The organism is Rhodoblastus sp., from assembly GCF_041915505.1.
Lineage (GTDB): Bacteria > Pseudomonadota > Alphaproteobacteria > Rhizobiales > Beijerinckiaceae > Rhodoblastus.
The window spans coordinates 1-17637 of sequence record NZ_JAYSBG010000036.1; the positions used below are offsets into that span (position 1 = coordinate 1).

The 17637-nt window shown below is 67.2% G+C and carries 20 protein-coding genes; 14 read left to right on the forward strand and 6 right to left on the reverse strand.

Annotated features, from left to right (window positions below):
• A partial coding sequence (locus ACE3S9_RS04345) for a sulfatase-like hydrolase/transferase (RefSeq protein ID WP_374545207.1) occupies positions 1 to 224 on the reverse strand: 224 nt, incomplete at its 3' end.
• Between the two features lie 448 nt (positions 225 to 672).
• Positions 673 to 1026 carry a hypothetical protein gene (locus tag ACE3S9_RS04350; RefSeq protein ID WP_374545208.1) on the reverse strand — a complete coding sequence of 118 codons (354 nt, stop codon included), beginning with the start codon at positions 1024 to 1026 and terminating at the stop codon, positions 673 to 675.
• Between the two features lie 153 nt (positions 1027 to 1179).
• Between ACE3S9_RS04350 and ACE3S9_RS04355 the strand changes: the two genes are divergently transcribed.
• The 7 genes from ACE3S9_RS04355 to ACE3S9_RS04385 all read left to right on the forward strand — a co-directional run bounded on the left by ACE3S9_RS04355 (position 1180) and on the right by ACE3S9_RS04385 (position 8582).
• On the forward strand, positions 1180 to 1368 hold the full coding sequence (locus tag ACE3S9_RS04355; protein WP_374545209.1) for a hypothetical protein: 189 nt from the start codon (positions 1180 to 1182) through the stop codon (positions 1366 to 1368).
• Positions 1369 to 1446: 78 nt separating this feature from the next.
• Positions 1447 to 3387, forward strand: a complete 1941-nt coding sequence (locus ACE3S9_RS04360) for a hypothetical protein (protein WP_374545210.1) — start codon at positions 1447 to 1449, stop codon at positions 3385 to 3387.
• Positions 3384 to 4988 carry a PEP/pyruvate-binding domain-containing protein gene (locus ACE3S9_RS04365; RefSeq protein WP_374545211.1) on the forward strand — a complete coding sequence of 535 codons (1605 nt, stop codon included), beginning with the start codon at positions 3384 to 3386 and terminating at the stop codon, positions 4986 to 4988. The genes ACE3S9_RS04360 and ACE3S9_RS04365 overlap by 4 nt, the downstream gene beginning before the upstream one ends.
• Positions 4989 to 5059: 71 nt before the next feature.
• Positions 5060 to 6661, forward strand: coding sequence for a DUF3300 domain-containing protein (locus ACE3S9_RS04370; protein ID WP_374545212.1), 1602 nt, complete (start codon positions 5060 to 5062; stop codon positions 6659 to 6661).
• Complete coding sequence (locus tag ACE3S9_RS04375) at positions 6658 to 7569, forward strand: DUF2950 family protein (protein ID WP_374545213.1); 912 nt, start codon at positions 6658 to 6660, stop codon at positions 7567 to 7569. The genes ACE3S9_RS04370 and ACE3S9_RS04375 overlap by 4 nt, the downstream gene beginning before the upstream one ends.
• Positions 7570 to 7657: 88 nt before the next feature.
• A complete protein-coding gene (locus ACE3S9_RS04380) occupies positions 7658 to 8110 on the forward strand; it encodes a YeeE/YedE family protein (protein WP_374545226.1) in 453 nt (150 codons plus the stop codon).
• A gap of 7 nt (positions 8111 to 8117) precedes the next feature.
• On the forward strand, positions 8118 to 8582 hold the full coding sequence (locus ACE3S9_RS04385; RefSeq protein WP_374545214.1) for a DUF6691 family protein: 465 nt from the start codon (positions 8118 to 8120) through the stop codon (positions 8580 to 8582).
• Positions 8583 to 8708: 126 nt separating this feature from the next.
• Here ACE3S9_RS04385 and ACE3S9_RS04390 read toward each other — a convergent pair whose 3' ends face one another.
• On the reverse strand, positions 8709 to 10187 hold the full coding sequence (locus ACE3S9_RS04390; protein ID WP_374545215.1) for an amino acid permease: 1479 nt from the start codon (positions 10185 to 10187) through the stop codon (positions 8709 to 8711).
• A 115-nt stretch (positions 10188 to 10302) separates the two neighbouring features.
• Between ACE3S9_RS04390 and ACE3S9_RS04395 the strand changes: the two genes are divergently transcribed.
• Entirely contained in the window at positions 10303 to 10953 is a 651-nt protein-coding gene (locus tag ACE3S9_RS04395; RefSeq protein ID WP_374545216.1) for a cupin domain-containing protein, read from the forward strand.
• A gap of 165 nt (positions 10954 to 11118) precedes the next feature.
• On the forward strand, positions 11119 to 11283 hold the full coding sequence (locus ACE3S9_RS04400) for a Flp family type IVb pilin (protein WP_374545217.1): 165 nt from the start codon (positions 11119 to 11121) through the stop codon (positions 11281 to 11283).
• A 208-nt stretch (positions 11284 to 11491) separates the two neighbouring features.
• Here ACE3S9_RS04400 and ACE3S9_RS04405 read toward each other — a convergent pair whose 3' ends face one another.
• Positions 11492 to 13264, reverse strand: coding sequence for a methanol/ethanol family PQQ-dependent dehydrogenase (locus tag ACE3S9_RS04405; protein WP_374545218.1), 1773 nt, complete (start codon positions 13262 to 13264; stop codon positions 11492 to 11494).
• 186 nt (positions 13265 to 13450) lie between these two features.
• Here ACE3S9_RS04405 and dinB point away from each other — a divergent pair, with 186 nt between their 5' ends.
• The 3 genes from dinB to ACE3S9_RS04420 all read left to right on the forward strand — a co-directional run bounded on the left by dinB (position 13451) and on the right by ACE3S9_RS04420 (position 15585).
• Positions 13451 to 14581, forward strand: coding sequence for a DNA polymerase IV (dinB, locus tag ACE3S9_RS04410; protein ID WP_374545219.1), 1131 nt, complete (start codon positions 13451 to 13453; stop codon positions 14579 to 14581).
• A 118-nt stretch (positions 14582 to 14699) separates the two neighbouring features.
• Positions 14700 to 15011: a hypothetical protein gene (locus tag ACE3S9_RS04415; protein WP_374545220.1), complete on the forward strand. Its 312-nt coding sequence runs from the start codon at positions 14700 to 14702 to the stop codon at positions 15009 to 15011.
• A gap of 58 nt (positions 15012 to 15069) precedes the next feature.
• On the forward strand, positions 15070 to 15585 hold the full coding sequence (locus ACE3S9_RS04420) for a histidine phosphatase family protein (RefSeq protein WP_374545221.1): 516 nt from the start codon (positions 15070 to 15072) through the stop codon (positions 15583 to 15585).
• Positions 15586 to 15594: 9 nt separating this feature from the next.
• On the opposite strand, the gene ACE3S9_RS04425 is transcribed toward ACE3S9_RS04420, so the two are convergent.
• Both ACE3S9_RS04425 and ACE3S9_RS04430 read right to left on the reverse strand, forming a co-directional pair.
• On the reverse strand, positions 15595 to 15948 hold the full coding sequence (locus ACE3S9_RS04425; RefSeq protein WP_374545222.1) for a diacylglycerol kinase: 354 nt from the start codon (positions 15946 to 15948) through the stop codon (positions 15595 to 15597).
• A 64-nt stretch (positions 15949 to 16012) separates the two neighbouring features.
• Positions 16013 to 16456: a winged helix-turn-helix transcriptional regulator gene (locus ACE3S9_RS04430; RefSeq protein ID WP_374545223.1), complete on the reverse strand. Its 444-nt coding sequence runs from the start codon at positions 16454 to 16456 to the stop codon at positions 16013 to 16015.
• Between the two features lie 119 nt (positions 16457 to 16575).
• On the opposite strand from ACE3S9_RS04430, the gene ACE3S9_RS04435 reads away from it, so the two are divergent.
• Together ACE3S9_RS04435 and ACE3S9_RS04440 are read left to right on the forward strand one after the other, a co-directional pair.
• A complete protein-coding gene (locus ACE3S9_RS04435; protein WP_374545224.1) occupies positions 16576 to 17052 on the forward strand; it encodes a MaoC family dehydratase in 477 nt (158 codons plus the stop codon).
• A 10-nt stretch (positions 17053 to 17062) separates the two neighbouring features.
• The coding region (locus tag ACE3S9_RS04440) for a 2-dehydropantoate 2-reductase (protein WP_374545225.1) at positions 17063 to 17637 on the forward strand (575 nt) is incomplete at its 3' end.

Consider the following 17637-nt stretch of genomic DNA (forward strand, 5'->3'; position numbering starts at 1 on the left):
CTCTGCTCGCCGTAATAATCGGTGAAGATGACGCCGTCGCGCGCGATGGAATCGATGTTCGGCGTGCGATAGCCCATCAGGCCGTTGGTATAGGCGCTGAGATTGGACTGGCCGATATCGTCGCCCCAGATGATAACGATATTCGGCTTCTTGGCGTCCTTCGCGGCTTGCGCCCAGGCGCAGGCCGGCGCCAGGGCGCCAGCCAGGCCCACGGACAAGGCCAAGGCTTTCCCCAATCGATGATAAAATGACATTTCCGCTCCTCCCTTGCGATGAAGCAGCCCGGAATTTAATGGCTCGCCACGCAGAGATTGTCCGGCTGCGATCAATTCACGATTGATTTTTTATCTATTCTGACGGGCGTCACGAAAAACCCAGCGTTCGCCGCCAACGGTCAAGGGGTCAGCGCCGGGCTCTTAACTCCAGGAAGCGGAGAAAGAAGGGAAATGTTCCCGGGCTCCCGAGTTTTCGCGCCGGGCGATGGATGACCCGATGATCCGGGAGCTGTTCGCGCGCTTCCCGCCAACTCGCGGCGCGTCGGCGGATCATGTCGCGCGGCGGCCCCCAATGCGGAACCGCTATGGTTCGACATCGGCCGGGCCGACCTCTCTTATATGCGTAATCTTCCGGGCGCCGCCGGCGCCTTTCTGCGGCGCCTGACCGCGCCGCGCCTCAATAGGCCGACGAGACGGCCTTGTCGGCGAATTCCCGGACCTTCGCCATTTTCTCTTCTTCGCTCAGCGCCGCATCGGCCTTCACGACCGGGCAATAGGCCGCGATCAGATAATTGACCAGCATGGGTTTGGACACGCTTGGAAACTGCTGGTGCAGCGCGCCCAGAATGCCGGGAACCTGGGCGATCACGTCCTTCGACGCCAATTGGCCTTTCAAGTCGGGCGCGGCGCTTGAGCCGTCCGGCGATTGCAGCGCGGGACATTCGAGCGCCGAAGCGGCGCCGCCGCCAAGGGCCAGGGCGAGACTCGCCACGAGCGCGATCCGAATCACTTTGCCTTTTGCCTGGCTCATTTTCGCTTCTCCTCCTGCGCCGCGCTCCTGCTGCGCGGCGCTCTTGCGGCCTTCCGCTTGCGCGTCTGGCGCGGCCCCCCTTAAAATAGCGGCCGATCATAAGCCCGAGCTTCAGGTCTGTCGAACGGCGCTTGGCCGCGCACGGAGGGGAAAATGCCCTGGCGACCCGAGGACGCCCCGCGTCATACCCGCAAGGCCGAGACGGAAGAGCTCTGCCGGGTCTGGGCGGAAGTCGCCAACAAGACTCTCGCCGAGACCGGCGACGAAGGGCGCGCCATACGCACGGCCAATGCGGTCGTCGCCCGCCTCCTGCGCCAGCGCGGCCCAGGAGGCCGGGAATGACAGGAGGCCGCGAATGATCTGCCGCAAAACGACTGTCACGGATCGGGACTATAACAGCCTAAAAACTGGAATCCCGCCATGGTCGTCAAGACCGAAATCGTTGAATCCCTCGGCGAAGGCGCCGTCCTTCTCCCTGCCCTGATCGCCTCCGCGCTGGCGGCCAATGACCGTCTGAAGATTCGGCTCACTTTGTTGCAGGAGGCCTCGGCCCACGCCGCCGATCCTGGCCGCCCGGCCCTGCCGCTGGAGAGCGAGAGACGCGCCGTCGGCCTGGACGAACCGGCTTTCGACGCCGTGGTTTCCGGCGCGCGGCCGCTTGATCGTGAGACTTTCGTCGCCCCCGGCGCCGGTCTGCTGGCTGTCGGCCTCGCCGAAGACCTCAAGGCCATGGCCGCTCCGATCGCCGCCGCCGGCGGCGCGGATGCGCCGAAATTCAAGGCGCGGCTCGACGCCCGGCTCGCCGCCCTGCCCCGCTTCGAAGGCGACCGCGTCGGCTATTCGCAAGTGGCCGCGCTCGGCTCGGCCCAGCGCGAGGCCGGCGACAGCGCGCATCTGCTGGTGATGGACCTGCACCGGGCGATCAACCGCCTCGCCGCCGAAACCGCCGTCGAACAGGTCGACGGCGCTCATTGCGCCGGCCTCGACGATCTTTCGCGCGCCCGCGTGGCGGCTTTCATGCGAGGGCTCAACCGCACGGCGTTCTTGGCCTTCGGCCATCCCGGCCTCACCACCACCGCCGTCCGGCTCGGCCCGCGCCTGTCGATCCAGAACGATATCGGCGTCACCGACGCCCATGTGCTGGTCGTGCGCGTCGAGGGCCTGACCGCCACCACCACCTATACCGACGTCCATCGCGGCCGCGCCAAATTCTTCATGTCCCTGTTCGCGGACGAAGCCGTCGCGTGGAGCCCGCTCGCGGAAAAGAGCGAGCGCAATCTGGCCGAGGGCGAGCCCTTCGTCCTGCTCAACGGCGTTTTTTCCGCGCGCGACGAGGCCGATCTCGACCATTATCTCGAATTCCTCGGCTCGCGCATCGTCTTCCTGATCGACTGGAACAAGGCGCGCAAAACCCTCCAGCTTTTCACCGGCAAGAATGCGGCGATCGACATCCTGACCGCCGCCGCGCGGCAGGACGAGGGCCATCGCGCCTTTCTCGAACTGGGCGGCGCCGAACTGGTCTATGAGGCGATCCGCAACGCCGCCCCCGGCCGGATCGCTTATGGCGTGCCGCTCAACCGCGCGCTCGGCGAAGGCGAATGCGACGCCTTTCTGCGCCATGTGCTGCATGTCGCCTGCGACGGGCTGAAGGACGGCCGTTCGATCCGCCTGATCCGCGACGAGATCCAGGCCGATCTGTCGCAGCGGCTCGACACCGCCGAGCGCGAAATCCTGACTCTGGTCCTGCGCCATCTCGGCCTGACGCGGATGATGGCCGGGCTGATCGAAACCGCCTTCCTGCCCGACGGGCTCGCGCCCCATGACGAGCGCCAGCGTTTGTGCCAGCGCGCCAAGGCGCTGGAGGAAAAAGCCGACCGCCTCACCGTGGCCGCGCGAAAAGCCTGCGAACGCGCCCATGACGGCGCCGCGCTGCTCTGTCTCGTCGATCAGGTCGAGAACGGCGCCGATTGTTTCGACCAGGCCGCCTTCCTGCTCAGCCTCGCGCTCGACGAAAGCGCGCCGCATCTGAGCGCGGCGCTCGGCGAACTCGCGGCCATCGCCACCCGGTCGGTCGGAGAACTCACTCGCGCCGTCGAGGGCGCACTGCTGATCCCGAATGGCAAGAGGCTCGACGCCGCCTTCGCTCTGCAACGAGTCGAGGCGGTGAGCGCCGCCGAACATGAGGCCGACGCCGCCGAGCGCGCCGCCGTGGCGAAGATCATTGGGGCGACGCCGCAGGGCGACGCGCGCAGCTTGGTCCTCGGCCTCGAAATCGCCCGCGCGCTGGAGGAGGCCACCGACCGCCTCGCCCATGCCGCCATGTCGCTGCGCGACCGCGTGCTGGAGGAGCTTTCCGCATGAAAGCCAAGGCTTTCGCCCCCGCTTATATCGGCCTCGACGCCGCGCAGCCGCCGCTTTCCGCCGAACAGGTCGGCTCCAAGGCGGCGGAGTTGGCGCGGATGAGCGCCCTGCATCTGCCGGTCCCGCCCGCCTTCGCGCTGCCCACCGCTTTATGCGCCGGCGTCTGCGACGGCGACGCCGAAGCGCTCGCGGCGATGCGCGACGGGCTGCGCGAGGGAGTCGCGCGGCTTGAGGCCGCCGCCGGCAAGAAACTCGGCGACGCGCGCGATCCGCTGCTCGTCTCGGTGCGCTCCGGCGCGGCGAAATCCATGCCCGGCATGTTGGACACCGTGCTCAATGTCGGCATGAACGCGGCCAGCGTCCACGGCCTGATCCGCGCCAAGGGCAATCCGCGCCTCGCCTATGATTGCTACCGGCGCTTCATCGAATCCTATGTCGAAGTGGTGGGCGAGCGCCCGCTGAAGCCGTTCGAGGAGGCGCTGGCCGCCCTGATCCGCGCCGAGGGCGCGGCCCATGAGGGCGATCTCGATCCTGAGGCGCTGGAGCGGCTGGTCGCGGTTGATCTCGACCTCGCCGCAGCCGAGGGCGCGGCGCCGCCCGACGACCCGATGGCCCAGCTCGAAGCGGCGGCGCGGGCGGTCTATCTGTCGTGGCGCAGCCCGCGCGCAGAAAAATACCGCCAGCTCAACAGGATCGAGGGCCTGCTCGGCACTGCTGTTACCGTTCAAGCCATGGTGTTCGGCAATTCCGGCGGCGATTCCGGCTCGGGCGTGGCCTTTTCGCGCGATCCGGCGACTGGGGCGAAAGGGCTTTATGTCGACTTCCTCGCCGACGCCCAGGGCGAGGATGTGGTGTCGGGGCGCCGCACGCCGACCGATGCGGAACGGCTCGCCAGCCGCCTGCCGCAGGCGGCGCGGCAATTGGCGGAAGGCGCCGCTTTGCTGGAAACGGCCGCCGCCGACGCCCAGGACATCGAATTCACCATTGATAGCGGCAAGCTCTATTTCTTGCAGACGCGCGCCGCGAAACGCACGCCCCGCGCGGGTTTGAAGATCGCTGTCGATTTCGTCGCGGAAGGGCTGATCGACCGCGCCGAGGCCTTGCGCCGCATCGCCGAGATCGATCTCGCCAAGGCCGGTTCGGCCGCCTTCGCCGAGCCGGCGCCGAAGGCCGCCGAGGCTTTGGCGGCGGCGCCGGGCGTCGCCTGCGGGCGGGCCTGTTTCACCACCGCCCAGGCCGAAAGTTTCGCGCGCGGCGGCGACAAGGTCATTCTGGTGCGGCGCGACACCTCAACCGAGGACATCGCCGGCTTCGCCATCGCCGAGGGCGTTCTCACGGCGGTGGGCGGGCGCACCTCCCATGCGGCGGTGGTCGCACGCCAGATGGGCAAGGCCTGTCTGGTCGGATGCCGCGCCCTGCATATCGACGCGGACGAGCGCGGCGCTGCTCTGGGCGACCGGCGCATCCGGCTGGGCGACTGGATCGCGCTCGACGGGGCGCGCGGCGAGGTCACGCTGGGCCGCCGCGCCATTGTCGCCGCGCCGCCGCCCGAAGCCGAGACGATCGCGCGCTGGCGCGAGGAAGCCGCCGCTGAAGCGTAACTTTAGGCGCGATTGCCTTTCGCCGCGCCCCGCCGCAGATTAAGCTTCAAGAATCGGATGGGAGGCGGAACTTGACCGGCGCGCGCTTTCGAGGATCGATCGGCTTTTCCGCCTTGTGCTGCGCTTTGTCGCTGCTGATCGCGACGCCGCCGAGCGTGCTGGCGCAAGAAGTGGCGCCGCCCGTACAAGAGCCGGCGCCGCCCGCGCAAAACCCCGCGCCCGCGCCGGAGGCCCAGAGCCCCGCGCCGGGAGAGCAGCCGGCCGACAAATTCTCGCAGGCGGAATTGCTCAAGCTGCTCGCGCCGATCGCGCTCTATCCCGATGCGCTGCTGGCGCAGATCCTGCCGGCCAGCGCCTATCCGATCCAGATCGTGCAATTGCAGCGCTGGCTGGACAAGAACAAGGCCGCCGTCGCGAAGCAGGATTTCTCCGGAATCGACAAGCAGAGCTGGGACCCGGCGGTGAAGGCCTTGGCGCGCTTTCCCGAAATCATCCGGAAAATGAACGACGACCTCGACTGGACGACCGATCTCGGCGACGCCGTGGTTAATCAGCCGCAGGATGTCGCCGAAGCCATCCAAGCCCTGCGCGCCAAGGCGGAAAAGGCCGGCGCGCTGAAATCGACCCCACAGCAGAAGGTGACGCGCCGCAGCGAATCGGGCGGCGGCGACGTGATCGTGATCGAGCCGACCGACCCCTCCGCCATCTATGTGCCGGCCTATGATGCGGGCGCCGTCTATGACCCCACCGGCGCAGTGGTCGCGGCTGGTCTTCTCACTTTCGGCACGGCGGTCGCGGTGGGCGCGCTGTGGAACAATAATTACTGGAACTGGCGCACCGGCGCGATCTATCCGCCGGTCTGGGCGGGCTATCCCGGCTGGCGGCCGCCCTATCCGGGCTGGCGTCCCGGCCAGCCGGTCCGGCCCGGCGGCATCAATAACGGCAATATCAACATCGGCAACACCGTCAATATTGGCAACAATCTGAAGCCGTGGCGGCCGAATGGCGAATATCGCCCCGGCCTCGGCAGCAAGCCGGGCATTGGCGGCAACCGGCCGGGCGGACCCGGAGGCGTTGGGAGTCCTGGCGGCGTTGGGGGTCCTGGCGGGATCGGCGGCCCGGGAGGCGTCGGAAGACCGGGCGGGCCCGGCGGAATTGGCGGCCCCGGCGGGGTCGGAGGGCCTGGCGGCGTTGGAGGGCCTGGCGGCGTTGGAGGGCCTGGCGGCGTTGGAGGGCCTGGAGGCGTTGGCGGACCGGGCGGCGTCGGGAGGCCTGGCGGACCCGGCGGCGCTGGTGGACCCGGCGGGATTGGCGGGCCGGGCGGCGTTGGCAAGCCGGGCGGAATCGGCGGCGGCGGACCCAGCGCCAAGCCATTGCCGGCCAAGCCGGCGCCGGGCGCGAAACCGGGCAACCGTCCGGCGACTCGACCGGCGGCGAAGCCGCGCCCGCAGCCGGGCTTCGGCGGCGGCGGTCCGCGCGGCGGCGCCATGAATGGCATCAATATGGGCGGGGCCAACAAGGCCTTCGCCAATCGCGGCGCGGCGAGCCGAATGCAGATGGGCCCGCGGCCGGGAATGGGCGGCGGCCCGCGCATGGGCGGCGGTGGAGGCGGGTTCCGCGGCGGCGGTGGCGGCGGCGGGTTCCGCGGTGGCGGGGGAGGACGGCGGCGATGACGGGGAGCGCTCCGATGAAGACCATGTCTCACCTCGTCGCCGCACTGCTGTTTTCCGCGACGCTCGCGATCGCGCCGGCGCGCGCGCAGCAGGTTTACGCCTCGCCCGAGGCGGCCATGAAGGATCTGATCGAATCCGCCAAGGCCGGCGGGCCGGATTTCGGCGAGCGCATCTTCGGCAAGGCGGGCATCGACCTGCTGCGCAGCGGCGACAAGGAGGAGGACGCCCGCCGCCTGAAGGAATTCAACGAGGCGGCGGCGCAGGCGGCTGAACTGGAGGCGCCGAAGGACGACGAGCGCGTGCTGCGCGTCGGGACCAATGGCTGGACCTTCCCCGTGCCGCTGATGAAGACTTCGGCCGGCTGGGCCTTCGACGCCGAGGCCGGCCGCGAGGAAATCATCGACCGCATCGTCGGCCATAATGAATTGTCGGCCATCGCGGCCTGCCGCGCCTATGTGAAGGCGCAGGACGATTATTTCCGCATCGACCGCGACGCCGACGCCTTGCGGGAATATGCGCGCCGGATCATTTCGACCCCCGGCAAACATGATGGCCTCTATTGGGAGCCCGCCGACCAGACCGATGTTTCGCCGCTCGGCGATCTGTCCGGCGGGGTCGTCGACGCCGACGTCCGTTTTCCGCTCTACAAGGGCTATCGCTATAAAATCCTGACCGAACAGGGGGCGGCGGCGCCGGGCGGCGCGCATTCCTATCTCATCAACGGCCATATGATCGCCGGCCACGCTCTGGTCGCCTGGCCGGACAAATGGGGCAAGACCGGCGTCAAGACCTTCATCTGCGGCGAAAACGGCAAGGTGTTCGAAGCCGATCTCGGCGCGCGCAGCGCCAGCCTCGGCGAGGCGATGAAGCGTTTCAATCCGGGCAAGGGCTGGACGCCGGTCGAGTGATCGGCGCCCGTCTCGGCTATTGGTGATTTAATTTATAGACTAATTGCGATGAGGCGCCTTACCCTGCGCCGGCGCGGTTTTGCGCGCGGTGCTCCCCTGGCGGCTTCCCTTGCAGATCGACTGGATTCATTTCACGCCGCTTTCCTCCCTCGCCGGTGGCGTGCTGATCGGCCTCGCGGCGGCGTGGCTGTTTCTCGCCGAGGGCCGGATTCTCGGCGCGGCCGGGATTTTCGCGGGACTGGTCAATCCGAAGCCCAGCCAGTGGCCGTGGCGCCTGGCCGTCGTAGCAGGACTTGTTGCGGCGGGGCCGCTCGCGGCCTTGCTGTTCGGCGCGGCGCGGCCCGCGATCGGCGCGTCGGCGCCGATCCTCATCGCGGCCGGGCTGGCGGTCGGGGCCGGCGCGCGGCTGGCCAATGGCTGCACCAGCGGTCATGGCGTGTGCGGGCTCGCGCGCCTGTCGCCGCGCTCCGCCGTCGCCACGCTGACCTTCATGACGACCGGCTTCGTCACCGTTTTCCTCTTGCGTCACGTATTCGGATAGGCCGGCGATGAAATTGCTCGCTCCCCTCGCCGCTGGGCTGCTGTTCGGCCTCGGCCTTTGCCTCGGCGGCATGACCCAGCCGGCCAAGGTGCTCGGCTTCCTCGATCTCGCCGGCGCCTGGGACCCTTCGCTGGCTTTCGTGATGGGCGGCGCGCTCGCGGTCGCCTTCGTGGCCTTCCGGTTGGCGGCGCGCCGTCGCAACGCGCTGAACGGCGCGCCTTTCGCCCCGCCGCCCGACAGAGCCATCGACGCCCGGCTGGTCGCAGGCGCGGCTTTGTTCGGAATCGGCTGGGGCCTCGCCGGATTTTGTCCCGGCCCGGCGCTGGTCGCCCTCGGCTTCGCCCAGCCCGGCGCGCTGCTCTTTGTCTTGGCCATGGCCGCAGGGATCGCTCTGGTCGATGCGCTCGACGCGCGCCGCCCGGCTTCGGCGGTCCCTTCCGGCGCGCTCCTGACGGCGGCCGACGACGCCTGACGCGGCGGCGAGCCACGCCGCACATTTAAAGAAAACATTAACCATAACTTTCATTTTATTTCAGTTTGTTGCTAAAATAATCTCAGAAAAGACTTTCCGGGGCGCGGGCGCAAAATTGCGTTTCGCTCACGCCTGTTTGGGATCGGCCAAGGCCGCCTGTCGCGCCGCCCCGCGCCGGCCCGAGGTCAGATAGATCGCCATGCCGATGGCCAGCCAGACCACCAGCCGGACCCAGGTCTCCCACGGCAATCCGATCATCAGGACCAGGCAGGCGATCACGCCGAGGGCCGGCAGCGCCGGCTCCAACGGCACGCGGAAGGGGCGCCGCAGTTCCGGGTGGCGGCGACGCAGATGCATGACGGCGACGCAGACCAAGGCGAAGGCGGCGAGCGTCCCGATGCTGACCATTTCGCCGAGCAGATCAATCGGGAACAGACCGGCGGTGAGCGCGACGACGAGGCCGATCACGATCTGGCTGATGGCGGGCGTGCGGAAGCGCGGATGCAGCCGGGCGAAAAACTGCGGCAGCAGGCCGTCGCGCGCCATCGCGAACAGGATGCGGGCCTGCCCGAACAACAGGACGAGAATGACCGTCGTCAGCCCGGCCAGCGCGGCGAATTTCACCACGATCGCCAAAGCCGGCAGGCCGACCGCGTCGATGACGGCGGAAATCGGATCGGGCCGGTCGAGCGCGGCGATGGGAACGACGCCGGTCAGCACCGCCGCCACGGCTATATAGAGCGCGGTGCAGATGGCCAGCGAGCCGATCAAGCCGATCGGCAGATCACGCTGCGGATCGCGCGCCTCCTGCGCCGCCGTGGAGACGGCGTCGAAGCCGATATAGGCGAAAAACACCACCGCCGCCGCGCGCAGCACGCCGCTCCAGCCGAAATGCCCGAATTCGCCGGCGTTTTCGGGCACGAACGGCGTCCAATTGGCCGGCGTCACATGCAGTCCGCCGACCACGATCACAACGGCGACGACCGCGAGCTTGAAGCCGACCATGAGATTGTTGACCCGCGCCGATTCGCGCGTTCCCATCGCCAGCAGTGCGGTCACGACCAGCACCACCGCCGCCGCCGGGACATTGAACAGACCCGCGACGCCGGCCGCCGTTTGCGCGCCATAGGAGGCGGTGAATTGCGGCGGCAACGTGAGACCGAAACCCGCCAGCATGGAGACGAGATAGCCGGACCAGCCGACCGCCACCGCCGCCGCCCCCATGGCATATTCCAGCACGAGATCCCAGCCGATCATCCAGGCGAAAATCTCGCCGAGCGTCGCATAGACATAGCTATAGGTGCTGCCCGAAACCGGGATCAACGCCGCCAGTTCGGCATAGCACAAGGCGACGATGGCGCAGGCGCAGCCGGCCAGCGCGAAGGACAGCACCACCGCCGGCCCGGCATAGCGCGCCGCGGCCGCGCCGGTCAGGACGAAAATGCCGGCGCCGATGATCGCCCCCACGCCGAGCGCCATCAGCGAAAAGGCCCCGAGCGCGCGATGCAGGGCGGGTTCGCCATCCGCGCCGGCCTGCGCGCGATGCAGGTCCTCGATGGTCTTGCGCGTGAACAAGCTGCGGCCCAAGGCGTCCTCGCCCCTCATTGCGACAATTTGTCATGGTAGCGCCATTTCGCGGCGCAATAAAGCGGCGGCAGGCCTTGCGGCCTGGGAATCCTAGGCGATTGACCGCAGCGGGAATTGGCGAAAAAATAAAGCCATGCGCCTCAATGACGATCTCGACCGGCGAACCGCCGTCCATGCGGCGGGTCTGCCCTGGACGCCCAGCCCCGCCAAAGGGGTCGAACGGCGCATGATCTTCCGCATCGGCGACGAGGTCGCGCGAGCGACCTCCATCGTGCGTTTCGCGCCGAACAGCCAGTTTCCGCGCCATATCCACGGCGGCGGCGAGGAAATTCTCGTGCTCGACGGCGTTTTTTCCGACGAAACGGGCGATTATCCGGCCGGCGCCTATTTGCGCAATCCGCCGGGCACGGCGCATGCGCCCGCCTCCCGAGACGGCTGCACGCTTTTCGTCCGGCTGTGGCAGTTCCGCGCCGACGACCATATCAGCGTCGCGCGCGCCCCCGCCCCTGCCGGAGCAGCCTCGACCGTGCTGTTCGAGGACGCCTTCGAACGGGTCGCCGTGAACGCCTGGCCGCCGGGGGCCGAAATCGCGCTGGACAATCCGCAAGGGCTCGAATTGCTGACCTTGGCGGGATCGTTCAACGAGGGCGGCGAGACGTTCGAGCCGCAGTCCTGGCTGCGGCTGCCGCCCGCCCGGCCGTTTCGCGCCCGCGCCGGGGGCGAAGGCGTCCGTTTGTGGAGCAAAGCCGGTCCGCCGCTGCTTCCCGGCGCCTGCGCCCTGTGACCGCGTCGCGTCTTAACCGAAGATTAACGTTACGCCCCGTAGACGGCGACGCCCTGTTGAATTTAGCGAAGGCTTTAATAAGTCTGCCAGTTTCGCTCGCTAGTTTGCCTCGACCAAGCCGGGCGCGAGTCCGATTCCGCTCGGAAAGCCGACAGGGAGTTTGCGATGAAGTCGATATTCTTGCGCCTGATTCGCGACGAATCAGGCACGAGCGCGATCGAATACGCCGTCATCGCGTCGGTGATCTCCGTGGTGTGCCTGACCCTGCCGATGCTCTTCGGCACGAAACTGAACCTCAAATTCTCGGCGGTCGCCGACGCCTTGAACTGACGCGCCGAGCCCGCTTTTTGCGCCGCGCCGCCCCCGCCGGGCGGCGTTCTGCTTTTATAGCGTATTCGCTGGCGCGGCCCTTCGGGTCGAGCGAGGTGGATACCGGTTCGCGTAAAGAACCGTAGGTCCGCGGAGCGAATACGCGTCAAAACAGAAATCTAGATCGTTTCATTGCTTCCATGAAACAATGAAACGATCTAGCGCCGGCTCAATCCGGCAAGGCGAAGACCGTCAAGACCCCGCCCGGCGCGGTATAGTCGCGCAAAGCCGCATAGCCGCCGACCGCGCCCGCCCCGTCGTGGGGATCGGTCAGCCCCGCGACAAGGCCGATGCCGGCCCAGCCGCCGACGCCCGAGAGCACGGCGACATATTGGCGGCCCTTGTGCAGAAAGGTCATCACATTGCCGACGATGCCGGAGGGCGTGCGATATTTGTAGAGCAAGGCGCCGGTGCGGGCGTCGACCGCCTTCAGATAACCCTCCAGCGTGCCGTAGAAAACGATATTGCCGGCCGTCGCCAGCGCGCCGGACCAGACCGAGAACAATTCCGGGTCCGACCACACGATCTTGCCCCGCGCCGCGTCCCAGGCGATGAAGGCGCCGGTGTTGCGCTCGCCCGGCGGCGGATAGAGCGACAGGGTCGCGCCGACATAGGGCAGACCGGGCTCGAAATGGACCCGAAACGGCTCGTAATCCATGCAGATATGGTTGGTCGGGACGTAGAACAGCCCGGTTTTCGGTGAAAAGGCCGAGGGCTGCTGGTCCTTCGCGCCCAACGAGGCCGGGCATATGCCCGTCGTGGCGACATCCTCGCCATTGGCCTCGGTCGAAAAGCGGGCGACGCGCTCGGGCCGGCCATAATCCGGGCTGGCCTTGTCGAGAATGATCCCTTTCGCCCAATTGACCGCCGGATCGTATTTCTCGGCCAGCAAGAGCTCGCCCGTGGCGCGGTCCAGAGTGTAGGCGAAGCCGTTGCGGTCGAAATGCACCAGCAGCTTGCGCCGGGCGCCGCCAATCTCCTGATCGACCAATTGCATTTCATTGACGCCGTCGAAATCCCATTCGTCATGCGGCGTCATCTGATAGACCCAGCGCGCCATGCCGCTATCGGCGTCGCGGGCGAAAATGCTGGCCGACCATTTGTTGTCGCCGGGCCGCTGGATCGGGTTCCAGGTCGAGGGATTGCCGGTCCCGTAATAGATCAGGTTGAGATCGGAATCGTAGGAGGTCCAGCCCCAGGCGCAGCCGCCGCCCATTTTCCATTGATCGCCTTGCCAGCTCTTGAGGCTGGACTCGCGCCCGACCGGCTTGCCGAGTTCGGTCGTCCTGTCTGGATCGACCAGGATCGAGTCGTCCGGGCCCGAGGCATAGGCGCGCCAGACCAGTCGGCCGCTGTCGCGGTCATAGGCCGACAAATGGCAGCGGATGCCGAATTCGCCGCCCGACAAGCCGACGATGATCTTGTCCTTGACCGGCAAAACAGTCGCGGTTCCGGTCTCGCCCTTTTGCGGATAGCCCGTCTTGACCGACCACAGAACCTTGCCGGTCTGCGCATCCAACGCGACCAGGGTCGTATCGGCCTGGTTGAGGAAAAGCTTGCCGTCGGCATAGGCAAGGCCGCGATTGACGGTGTCGCAGCACATCACCCCCACCACGGAGGGATCCTGTTTCGGCTCGTATTTCCACAGGATGCGGCCTTCGGCGTTCAGGTCGAGGGCGTAGACGATATCGGGAAAGGGCGTGACGATATACATGACGTCGCCGACGACGAGCGGGCCGCCCTCATGGCCGCGCAATACGCCGGTCGAAAAACTCCAGACCGGCTGCAGGCGGCCGACATTGCTTTCGTTGATCTGGTCGAGCGACGAATAGCGGTTGTTGGCGTCGTTTCCGGCCTGAACGGTCCAGTCGCCTCCAGCCTGCGCCGAAACAGAAAAGCCGAACAGCGCCAACAGGGTGAACGCAACGCGCGAGACCGTCATATTTCCTCCGCCATCGCCGCGACCTCCGCCGGCCTTCCCTTTTGCTTGCGCGCAGGAGGCCAGAACGAGGCGGCCTTGTAAATGCCGATAAGGCGATTTTGAGAAAGGCGGCAAGCGGTAGCGCGCGGCGGCGCGGCGCCTATAATGCGCCGCTGAACGGACTGGGGCGCTGGCCGCAACTTGCCGATGAAACCAAATTCCGAACAAGCCGAGAGTCCGGCGGAGCCCGCGCGACTCCGGAAGATCATTCACATCGACATGGACGCCTTTTTCGCTTCGGTGGAGCAGCGCGACAATCCCGCCTTGCGCGGCAGGCCGCTCGCGGTCGGCCACGGCCGCGCGCGCGGCGTGGTGGCGGCGGCGAGCTATGAGGCGCGGGCCTTCGGGGTCCATTCGGCCATGCCGTCGGTGACGGCGCTGCGCAAATGCCCTGAGCTGATCTTCACGCCGCCGCGCTTCGAGGTCTATCGCCAGGTTTCCGCGCAGATCCGCGCGATCTTCGCCCGCTACACGCCGCTGATCGAGCCGCTTTCGCTCGACGAGGCCTATCTCGACGTCACCGATTGGCTCGCCGCCGGCCAGACCGCGACCGAACTGGCCGCCGCGATCCGCGCCGCGATCAAGGCCGAAACCGAGCTCACCGCCTCGGCGGGCGTGTCCTACAATAAATTTCTCGCCAAAATGGCCTCCGACCAGCGCAAGCCCGACGGGCTGTTCGTCATCACGCCGAAAACCGGCCCGGCTTTTGTCGAGGCCTTGCCGGTGCGCAAGTTCCACGGCGTCGGCCCGGCCACCGCCGAAAAAATGCGGCGGCTGGGGATCGAAACCGGAGCCGATCTGAAAGCCTGCGCGCCCGAATTCCTGTGCGACCATTTCGGCCGGGCGGGCGGCTTCTATTACGCCATCGCGCGCGGGGTCGACGAGCGTCCGGTCAAGCCAGACCGCGAACGCAAGTCGATCGGCGCCGAAAACACTTTTCTGGAGGATCTGTTCACCTTCGAGGCGGCGCAAGACAAGATCGCGCCGATCGTGCGCAAGGTCTGGACCGCCTGCGAAAGACTGAACATGCAGGGCCGTTCGGTGACGCTGAAGGTCAAATATCAGGACTTCCACCAGATCACGCGCAGCCAGACCCTGCCCGCCGCCGTGGATTCCGCCGCCGAGCTGGAGCGCCGGACGCTCGCTCTGCTTCAGCCTTTGTTTCCGTCGGTCAAGGGCGTGCGCCTGCTCGGCGTCACCGTTTCCGCCTTCGACGAAGCCAGCGCGGAGACGGAGCGCGACCAGATGGCCTTTGCCTTTCCGACGCCGAGCGCATAGGGAGAGGCCGTCATGCTGCGCGACAACATCGCTCATGCTGCGGCGCTAGGTGACTCCGGCGCGCGGCGCGGGTAGGGTCGCGCAAAGCAAAAATTAAGAAATAAATATGGGAGGGGGTATGCCGCAGTTCTCGTTCGAGATCGCCCAGGTCGGCAAGCCGCCATTCGTCGTCCAGACGCAGATGCTGGACGATATCAGCGCGGCATGGTGTCAGGTCGAGGCTTTGGCCTTCGCGGTCCGGCATTGCTCGGGCGCGTCGATCCGGGTCAAGAATGCCGATGGCGGCATCATCATTCTGACCGGCGTCGCGACGGCTCTGGCCACGCTCGAGAAATGCGGCCGTCCCAATTGCCCGCTGAAACATATCAAGGGCGCGGCCGGCAAGGCTCCATTGTCGCGGATGCTTCCGGTCAAGCTGACGCCGCATTGATCGGCGGGCGCGGGCGCTGGTAACAGATGAGGCCCGCGCCAATGCCGAGACCGCCTTGATGAAGAGACAGCTTTTCCTGCTGCGCCACGCCAAATCCTCGTGGGACGACCCGTCGCTCGCCGATCACGACCGCCCGCTGAGCAAGAGGGGCCGCAAGGCCGCCGCCGCCATCAGGCAATGGCTGCGACAGGAAGGGATCGACCCCGACCGGATCTATGTCTCCGGCGCGCTGCGGACCCGGCAGACGCTGGCGGCGCTCAAACCCTGGGACAAGCCGCCCGAGATCGAGGTCCGGGAAGACCTCTATCTCGCCTCCGCGCCGCAGATGATCGCGCTGTTGGGCGCGGCGCCGAAGGCGGCGCGGGCCATTCTGGTGATCGGCCATAATCCCGGCCTGCAGGAACTGGCCGTGCTGCTGGCCGGCGAAAACGCCGAAAACACGCTTGCCGGGCGCATGGCCGAGGCTTTTCCGACGGGCGCCCTGGCCGCCTTCGAGATCGACGGCCCCTGGGCGCGGATCGGCGCCGGCAAGGGCAAGCCGGTTGTTTTCGTCAAGCCGCGCGAGCTGAAATAGGATCGAGCCTTACGCCCAGCGCGCCAGCGCCGCGCCGATCCAGACCACGCCCGCCATGCACAGCGCGCAGAATACAGCGGCCGAGCCCATGTCCTTGACCGCCTTGATGACGGGGTCGATCTGCGGCGTGGTGCGGTCGCATAATTTCTCGATGCTGGTGTTCAGCAATTCGACGGCGAGCACGGCCAGCAGGACCGCGATCAATTCCGCGCGGCGGGAAAAATCCGGCGTCAGCGCGAAAGAGGCCGGGAGGGCCGCCGCCAGGACCAGCGCCTCCAGGCGAAAGGCCTGCTCGGTCTTCAGGGCGCAGGCGAGGCCGGCGAGAGACGCCTCAAGGGCGCGAAGGATGCGGGGTTTGCTCAAGGTCGGGGCGTTCGGCAGGAGGGAGGCGCCGGAGGACCGGCCTTTATCGTAAAATCGCACGAAATTATTGCCTTTCTCTCTCACCTGTCGCCGGCGCGTTGCGCGTCAGCCTGAAAATACGGTCGCTCATCGGCCGGCCGCTGACGGCGTCGATCAGGATCGGATCGGCCTCAATGCCGGTCTCGCGGTCGACCAGCGTCACGGCGCGGCCTTCGGGCGCGAAATGGCGGTTGCCCCAGGCCATCATGGCGATAACGACCGGCTGGAAATCGCGCCCGCACGGCGTCAGCACATAATCGTCGCGCGGCGGCCTTTCGCTATAGCGCCGCCGCTCCAGCAGGCCGGCCTCGACCAAAGCCCGCAGGCGCCGCGCCAGAATGTTCGGCGCGATGTCGAGGCTTTTCTGGAAGGCCTCGAAGCGGGTCACGCCGTTCAGGGCGTCGCGCAGGATCAGAATGCTCCACCATTCGCCAACCCGCTCGAGGCTGCGGGCGACAGGACATTGCATTTCTCCAAAGCTCTTTCGCTTCATTTGAAAACGATCCGCGCTTGCCGGCGCCGTGTCCCGGGCGATAGCCTGCATTCTCGCTATCATAATGCAAGGTACACGAATTTGCGAGACCGGCCATGACCGAAGCCGCCGCCCTGCCCTCTCCCGCCTTTCTCGACGACCTGCATGTCGGCCAGCGGTTCGTCAGCGGTTCGCACAAGCTGACCGCCGAGGCGATCAAGGCCTTTGCCGGCGAATATGACCCGCAGCCCTTCCATACCGACGAGCGCGCCGCCGAGGACAGCTTTTTTGCCGGGCTCGCCGCGAGCGGCTGGCATGTCGCAGCCGTCACGATGAAATTGCTGGTCGGCGACGGCGCCTTCATCGCCAATGGACTGATCGGCGCGGGCGGCGAGATCGCCTGGCCGCGCCCGACCCGGCCGGGCGACGTGCTGACGGTCGAGAGCGAGGTGATCGACGTCGCGCCGTCGCGCTCGCGCCCGGATCGCGGCATGGTCACGGTGCGCAGCGAAACGCGCAACCAGCGCGGCGAAATCGTGCAGGTGCTGACGGCGAAACTGGTCGCGCCGCGCCGCGTCCCGGCCGCGATATAAGGAACGACGAATGCGGATTCTGATTGTCGGCGCCGGCGCGGTCGGCGGCTATTTTGGCGGACGGCTGGCGCAGGCCGGCCGCGACGTGACCTTTCTTGTCCGCCCGCGCCGCGCCGAAATCCTCCGCGCCAAGGGCCTGACGCTGCGCAGCCCGGTCGGCGATTTTCATCTGCCCTCCCCGCAGCTGACGACGGCGGAGACTCTGCGCGAGCCTTTCGACCTCATCCTGCTGAGCTGCAAGGCCTATGATCTCGCCGATGCGATGGAGTCCTTTTCCGGCGGCGTCGGCGCGGAAACCGCGATTCTGCCGCTGCTCAACGGCATGGCCCATATCGAGGCGCTGCAATCGCGCTTCGGCGCCGAAAAGGCGCTCGGCGGCCTCTGCATGATTTCCTCCACGCTCGGTGACGACGGCGCGATCCTGCATCTCAACAACCTGCATGGCCTGACCTTCGGCGAGTTGAACGGCCTCCGCACCGCGCGCATCGCGGCCATTGCGGAGCAGTTCGCGGGCGCCGGCTTCGACGCGCGGGAAAGCGCCGCTATCCGGCAGGACATGTGGGACAAGTGGATTTTCATCGCCGG

What these genes read in the sequence shown, in the direction of transcription:
- dinB (WP_374545219.1), top strand. Translation starts at nt 13,451, where the DNA reads ATGAAACCAAATTCCGAACAAGCCGAGAGTCCGGCGGAGCCCGCGCGA.
- ACE3S9_RS04390 (WP_374545215.1), bottom strand. Translation starts at nt 10,187, where the DNA reads ATGAGGGGCGAGGACGCCTTGGGCCGCAGCTTGTTCACGCGCAAGACC.
- ACE3S9_RS04355 (WP_374545209.1), top strand. Translation starts at nt 1,180, where the DNA reads ATGCCCTGGCGACCCGAGGACGCCCCGCGTCATACCCGCAAGGCCGAG.
- ACE3S9_RS04365 (WP_374545211.1), top strand. Translation starts at nt 3,384, where the DNA reads ATGAAAGCCAAGGCTTTCGCCCCCGCTTATATCGGCCTCGACGCCGCG.
- ACE3S9_RS04375 (WP_374545213.1), top strand. Translation starts at nt 6,658, where the DNA reads ATGACGGGGAGCGCTCCGATGAAGACCATGTCTCACCTCGTCGCCGCA.
- ACE3S9_RS04400 (WP_374545217.1), top strand. Translation starts at nt 11,119, where the DNA reads ATGAAGTCGATATTCTTGCGCCTGATTCGCGACGAATCAGGCACGAGC.
- ACE3S9_RS04385 (WP_374545214.1), top strand. Translation starts at nt 8,118, where the DNA reads ATGAAATTGCTCGCTCCCCTCGCCGCTGGGCTGCTGTTCGGCCTCGGC.
- ACE3S9_RS04420 (WP_374545221.1), top strand. Translation starts at nt 15,070, where the DNA reads ATGAAGAGACAGCTTTTCCTGCTGCGCCACGCCAAATCCTCGTGGGAC.
- ACE3S9_RS04435 (WP_374545224.1), top strand. Translation starts at nt 16,576, where the DNA reads ATGACCGAAGCCGCCGCCCTGCCCTCTCCCGCCTTTCTCGACGACCTG.
- ACE3S9_RS04360 (WP_374545210.1), top strand. Translation starts at nt 1,447, where the DNA reads ATGGTCGTCAAGACCGAAATCGTTGAATCCCTCGGCGAAGGCGCCGTC.
- ACE3S9_RS04395 (WP_374545216.1), top strand. Translation starts at nt 10,303, where the DNA reads ATGCGCCTCAATGACGATCTCGACCGGCGAACCGCCGTCCATGCGGCG.
- ACE3S9_RS04350 (WP_374545208.1), bottom strand. Translation starts at nt 1,026, where the DNA reads ATGAGCCAGGCAAAAGGCAAAGTGATTCGGATCGCGCTCGTGGCGAGT.
- ACE3S9_RS04405 (WP_374545218.1), bottom strand. Translation starts at nt 13,264, where the DNA reads ATGACGGTCTCGCGCGTTGCGTTCACCCTGTTGGCGCTGTTCGGCTTT.
- ACE3S9_RS04415 (WP_374545220.1), top strand. Translation starts at nt 14,700, where the DNA reads ATGCCGCAGTTCTCGTTCGAGATCGCCCAGGTCGGCAAGCCGCCATTC.
- ACE3S9_RS04430 (WP_374545223.1), bottom strand. Translation starts at nt 16,456, where the DNA reads ATGCAATGTCCTGTCGCCCGCAGCCTCGAGCGGGTTGGCGAATGGTGG.